The following is a 6,024-nucleotide window of genomic DNA, read 5'->3' on the forward strand; positions in this document are numbered from 1 at the left end:
ATCCCTCCGCCCGACATCGATCCAGCCTGATCCATTCGCGAGGGTGGCCGGGAGCCGGATGCCTCCCGTGCTCTCCCACAGTTGATTCTCGATCCAGACCCTCAGCGTCTTCCCATCGATGCCCAGGACCCGGGACCATCCGTCGATGACCAGCTCCATCTCCTCTTCAGGAACCCGCGCGTAGAAGTCCATGCTGCGCACACGCGTGCCTACCTATATGGCCTTGCCGCCCTCCCCACGAGCCATCACGTGATAGATGGCTCCGGCTGCCTGGTAGCGGGGTTTGCGAGCCATGCCTGGTCCTACCGGGACAACGATGTCCCGTCAATTGCGAAATGCGAGGACCGACCCCAGACTCGTGGTGCGGGAGTGAGGGACGAGCGGACACACGACGCCGCAGGTCCGGGGCGCGGAGCCTCATGGGTTGGCGGTTGGCGGCGAGGCGGGCGGCGGTGGAGCGGAGCGGAACCGGGGAGGCGGGCTTGCCGCCGACCGCTTGGCCGGGGGGCATGTGCGGGGGGAGTTGAGCCGCAGGCGAACTGGAATGCGTGCCGGCGCGGGGGCTGCCGGTCCGGAGGGTGCTTGTGACTGCGCGGTAATGCGGAGTGGCGGGGGATCCAGGAGGGGTCCCCTTTGGGGAGGAACCTGGATGGGGCGAGTGGAGCGAGGCACGAGCGCAACGGAGACACTCCGCATTACCCCGCGCACGTCACACGACCCCGCAGGACAAGCTGCACTCGTGACGGCACGCCAGCGGTGGGCTTTGCGTGAGTGGTGCGGAGCCTGACTTTCCAATGCTTCCCGCCATTGCAACGCTCTCAACTAAAGGAGTGTCCATGTATACACGCGCCTAGCCGCTTGAATCCGCTTCATCGATCCGTGCAAACCATATTCCTTCCGTGTCAGGATCAACCCCGGATTCAGTCCACTGATCTATAACTTTTCTAGCCACTGTTGATTCGCCTCCTTGATATCCTCTAGCAGCACCCCATATATTTTTGTTCGATAAAGACGGAATAGCAGGAACCCCTCCCTCTTTCATTATGGAAACAATGGCCAAAAACACAAACTCCTTTAGATCGTCGCCCTCAAGAGAGAAGGATTCCCTTCCATCCCTTATGATTTCCCACAATCCAACACCATCGTTATCTAAGTCATTTGGAATCCGGGCGATCCACTCCCCCATACTTAATCCGAAGATATGATCCTTTTTTTTGAGATCCATAATTAATAATGGTGAAGTTTTTTGAGGTCGCCGAATCCAGGTATATTCAAATCTAGTGTAACTCCGTTGTTTTTTGAAATCCTAACCCCAACCCTCCCCCCAGCAGGAAGATCATACCATTGTCCTGTTCCGTGAGCATACGTCTCCGCAACCTTTGCTCCGTTTAATAGTTTTTGTTGAATCCTAGAAAGAGCCTCTCTGCTTATGGTTCTGATTTTCGGACTTGCGCGTCCCACCACATCTCCAATTAGCTTACCACTCGGACGAAGCATTTGGTGAATTGCCGCCGTTGATCGCGATGCTACTATGTAAGTCACATCATCCGCGATAAATACTGCGGCAGAGCTCCTAGATAGCGCCCGCGACGCAAGGAGGCTTCCTTTGGTGACAGGAATGAATGAACCGGCCACCTCGATCATCACCACCGAGGTCTGATAGAATCCCGCCTCCATTTCCGCCCATGCCTCAGGGTCGGTAATCGCCACTGATGAGGCAAATGCTTTGCCTGAGTTAATGATCGCCTGTTCTTCAGCCCATTGAGGCAGCTCAGCATTCAGCAAATGCTGGAAAGCGGCGGTGTAGGCGCCGTTTGCGAACTTACCGCCTCCAATAGCTGACGCAGTGCCGCCAATCGTGCCGGTGACTACTGTGCGACCGACAAGCTTGGCAAAGTCTGCAGCTCCCCGCTCCGAAGACCACCAGTCGCCCGCTGAGCCGAGGCCCAGGCTCTCCGTGGCATCCGTCCATCCGAGAGCAGCTCCCGCAGCGGCTGACAGGAAGCCGTCTTCGAACTTGCCTCCCATGGCTGCGTTGGCCGCTCCGCCGACGATTCCATGAGCTACGATATGTCCCGCAACGTGAACCGCCGCATTGGCGTAGGTATCGGTTCCAGCGACTGCCGCATCCAGGGCTGTGCCGGCACTTGATTCTATTCCTTTCAAGAGCCCACTGGTCAGAAAGCCCTGGAACGCTCCAATCGCGGCAGCTTTGATCTGGTCACCGTTGCTGAGCCCGGACGCCCTGGCGTTCAGCGCACCTCCAACCGCCCCGACAACGGCTGGTGGAGTTCCAACGACGGCGAGGACGATCTGGATCGCCATGTTGAAATACTGCGCCACCTGCGGGTGGCCCTGCATGTAGTGATCAACCGATGCCCAACGGTAGATGTCCGCTGCCACATGAAGACCTTCGATGAGGTTCCCGCTGGGATCACTCATGCTCAGCGGATTGTTCAGCACATAGCTGTAGCGATTGAAGTTCTGGCTGAACTCGGGGACCTGCACGTAGGGATCGGGGCTGAGCATGCGTCCCAGTTCAGGGTCGTAGATGCGCCCGTTCATATGGACCAACCCGAAGTCATCCAACATCTCGTGGCCGGTGTAGCCGTGGTTCTCGGCCACGGCCGTGGTTTGGTGGGGATCGGCGGCGGCGGTGCGCGAGGCGGTCCAGTCGGACTGCTCGCGGCGCTCGCCCCAGGCGCCGAACGACTGGCGCTCGGCGCGGGGTTCGCCGCTGGAAAGCTTCCACCCGCCCTGCGATGTGTTCCACTCGGCGCGCAGGACGGCGTCCGTGCTGCCGATGTGGTCGGTGAGGGTGACCGAGAGATAATACTTCGTGCCCGAGGCGTCGGTTTCCTTGAGGTAGGTCGCGCCGCCGAGGCGGTGGCGGTGGCGGATCTTGTTCTCGCCGTAGCCGCCGCCCGCTTGGAAGGTGAGGTGCTCCTCAAATTCGTAGGAACCGAGGTAGCGGGTGGTGACCATCGCTTGGTCGCCCATGTTGTAGGTGCGGTCGAGCACTTGACGGGCGCGGTTGCCGGCGGCGTCGAACTCAAAGGTGGCGGTGACGTTTGAGGAGTAGAAGCGCGCTTCCTGCGGGATGCCGGGAACGGTCGGGGCGAACTGGCCGGTGGCGAAGAAGGTCTCGACCGCCGGGGCGGAGGTCTGCGAAACACTCGCGAGCTGGCCAAATGAGGTCCAGGTGTAGCTGCGTTGGCCGTCGGCGATGACGAAGCCGGCGTCATCGTAATCGTAGTCGCGATCAACACCCTTGATTTTGGCGGTCTTAACCCGGTAATTTTCGTATGTCCGCGGACCGCTCTCGCCGGTCTTTGAAATGAGGTTCCCTTTCTCACCCTCATCGTAGCGGTATTCCAGCTCGGTCTGATTGGCTACCTGCGAAGACTCAAGTCGATCGAGGTGGTCGTAGCCGAAGGTCTCGGTTTCGCCGTTCACCCCGTCGGTCCGACTGAGCAGGTTGCCGTTGAAGTCCCAAGTGTAGATGTGATTCTGAAGTTCGCCGCCTGGGCCGGTGGTGTAGAGGCTCTTGAGATAGCCGTTGCGGGCGTCGGTGGTGGTGGTGCGGGTGATACCGTGGGGCAGCGTCTCGGCGGCGATGATGTCGTTGCCGGTGGTGGTCAGCGTCGGGGCGCGGGAGATGAGAGTGTCGAGCCCGCTGGGGATGTCGGCGGTGGCGATGAGGCGGGTTTCGAGGGCGAAGACCGGATAGGTGGTGTCGTACGTGGTTTCGACGACGGCACCGCCCGCATCCGTGGCACGCACGGGCTGGCCGAGGCAGTCGTATTCAGTGAGCGTGGTGTAGGTCGGCCGGACAGACGCCTGCCGGGTGCTGGATTCCACGACCAGACCGTAGTTGTGATCGTTCTCGCCGTAGGTGAAGGTTTCGAGGTAGCCGTTGGGGCCGTTGATTTCATCCACAGCGCCCAGGTTTTCTCCGCTGGCGCGGTAGGTGGTGGTGTAGAGGCCTTCCGGCTTGTTGACCGAGGTCACGCGGCCCAGCTCGTCGTATTCGGTGATCGTGGTCTGCAGGCGGGCATCGGTGGTTGAGATGACCTCGCCGAAGCCGTTGTAAATGCTGCTGGTTGAGCCGCCGCTGAGGTCCGAGACGCCGATCTTGTTGCCGAGTGGATCGTAGGTATTGGTGAGCTGGGTGACGCCGTCGATGGCCACTGCGATGAGCCGACCCTCGACGTCGTGGGTGAAGGTGGTGATCTGGTTGGACGCATCGGTGGTCCGGACCGTGCGGCCGTGCTGGTCGGTCCAGCGGGTCATCAGCCGGCCGAGCGGGTTCTTGGTGACGGTGACCACGCAGGGCCCGTGACCGGAGAGGGTTTCCCGGCCGACGCTGGCGATGCCGCTCTCGGCTCCATCGGGGCGGGTGGTGAGGATTCGGCGGTCGAGGAAGTCGTAAGTGTGGGTGATGTAGTGGATGGCGTCGCCGAGGAGGAAGGGATTCGATTCCTTCACCAACCGGCCCCGCTCGTCGTAGAGCTTGAGGGCGTATTGCTCCTCGTAGGTCGGCGTGGCGCTGGTGAGAACGGACGTTTCGGTGACGACCTCGCGACCGACCTGGTCGAAATAGGTGGTGACGCAGGGCGCACCGGAGGCCTCGGCGCAGCGGGCCCACTTGAGGGTGATGAAGTGGGCGTCCAGCTCGGACTGGATCTGCGAAGGCAGGTCGGAGTTGCTGGCGTAAAAGGTGATTTCGGCAGACTTGGTGCGGTTCGGGTGGTAGGTGGCGATCTGCGTGCCGAAGCCGTCGTGGATGAAGGTGGTGGTGCGGCCGTTGACGTCGGTGCTGCCGGTCTGGAGTGCGAGCTGCTGATCGTAGTGATGATAGACCGTGCCAAGGGCGTTGGTCTCCGAGGTGACGAAGCGACCGCGGGGCTGATCGTAGGAAACCGCCGATCCACGCACCTCTCCACCCGCCGTTGTCGTGGTGGTCAATGTGTTTCCGAACGGGTCGAGCGTGTAGGATGTGAGAATCTCCAACGCCGCGACCGAATTCCACTGCGACGTTTGCGAGTCATATTCGAGAGGGATGATCTTCTCCGAGGTGAGAAGGCCCGAGGAGGAGTCATAGCCGAACTCTGAGCGTTTCCTGATCGTCGAACTTCCATCGGTCTTTTCCACCGTGGTCTGGCTCAGCCGCCCTAGCAGCCACTTGCCGCCAGTGGTGTGATGATCGTAGCTGCTTGACGTTTCGGTCTCCGAGCCGTCCAGCGCGGTGACGGTGGAATGAGTGACGAACCCGTATTCGTCGAGGGCGTCCTGAATGGTTTCGACTCGGGAGAGCAAGGTATCCTGATCGTCGATGTCGTACTTGGAAACGATGGACGAGGTCTGGATCGGGCGGCGGATGGCGATGTCGCCAGCCTCGACGGCCGGCGGGCCGGAGGTGAGTTCGGCATAGGTGTTTTCCTCGAGGCCGACAAGTTTCACTCCCGCCGAAACCCCGGGGAAGAGGTTCTGGTCCGGGTCACCCTGGATGCAGACGTAGGTCTCGACCCGCGCAGGACTGCCAGCGAAGGGATACTCGCGCATCATCTCGGTGCGTGTGTAGCCGCGGCAGAGGTGTTGGCCGGTGCGGGTAATGGAGGCCTCGTGGACCTCGATCCAGCCGAACCCGAGGCTGGCCTGCTGATCGCGGTCGTAGCGCAGGTCGCCGTAGTGGCGGCGGGTGGATTTCACGCCGCCGAGGCCGTCGGGTTCGGTGAGGCGCGAGACGACGAGTCCCCCGCCCTGCAGGGCGATATGGCCGGCGGCCAGCGGCGGATCGTTGGCGGGATCGTGGGGGGTATAGACCGGCTTGTCGGAATCCGGCAGCGGGGTCGGGTCGTTGAGGCGGGTGTATTCGATGCCGAGGGTCTTGTCGTAGCCGTCGGTGATCGACTCGATGACCTCCGGGCCGCGGAGGTTGAGGAAGACGCGGGGGCGGGTCGTGTCGGCATCGGTGACGAAATCGACGACTCCGTCACCGTTGAGGTCGGCGAAGCGGCCGAT

Annotated in this window: 3 protein-coding genes; all 3 read right to left on the bottom strand. The window is 61.4% G+C overall.

The annotated features are described in order from the left end of the window. The coding region (locus ABXH26_RS20380) for a hypothetical protein (protein ID WP_353568950.1) at positions 1-192 on the bottom strand (192 nt) is incomplete at its 3' end. Positions 193-850: 658 nt separating this feature from the next. Then, entirely contained in the window at positions 851-1,225 is a 375-nt protein-coding gene (locus ABXH26_RS20385) for a hypothetical protein (protein WP_353568951.1), read from the bottom strand. Between the two features lie 2 nt (positions 1,226-1,227). Beyond that, a partial coding sequence (locus tag ABXH26_RS20390) for an RHS repeat domain-containing protein (protein ID WP_353568952.1) occupies positions 1,228-6,024 on the bottom strand: 4,797 nt, incomplete at its 5' end.

It is taken from the genome of Haloferula sargassicola, from assembly GCF_040362925.1.
Lineage (GTDB): Bacteria > Verrucomicrobiota > Verrucomicrobiia > Verrucomicrobiales > Akkermansiaceae > Haloferula > Haloferula sargassicola.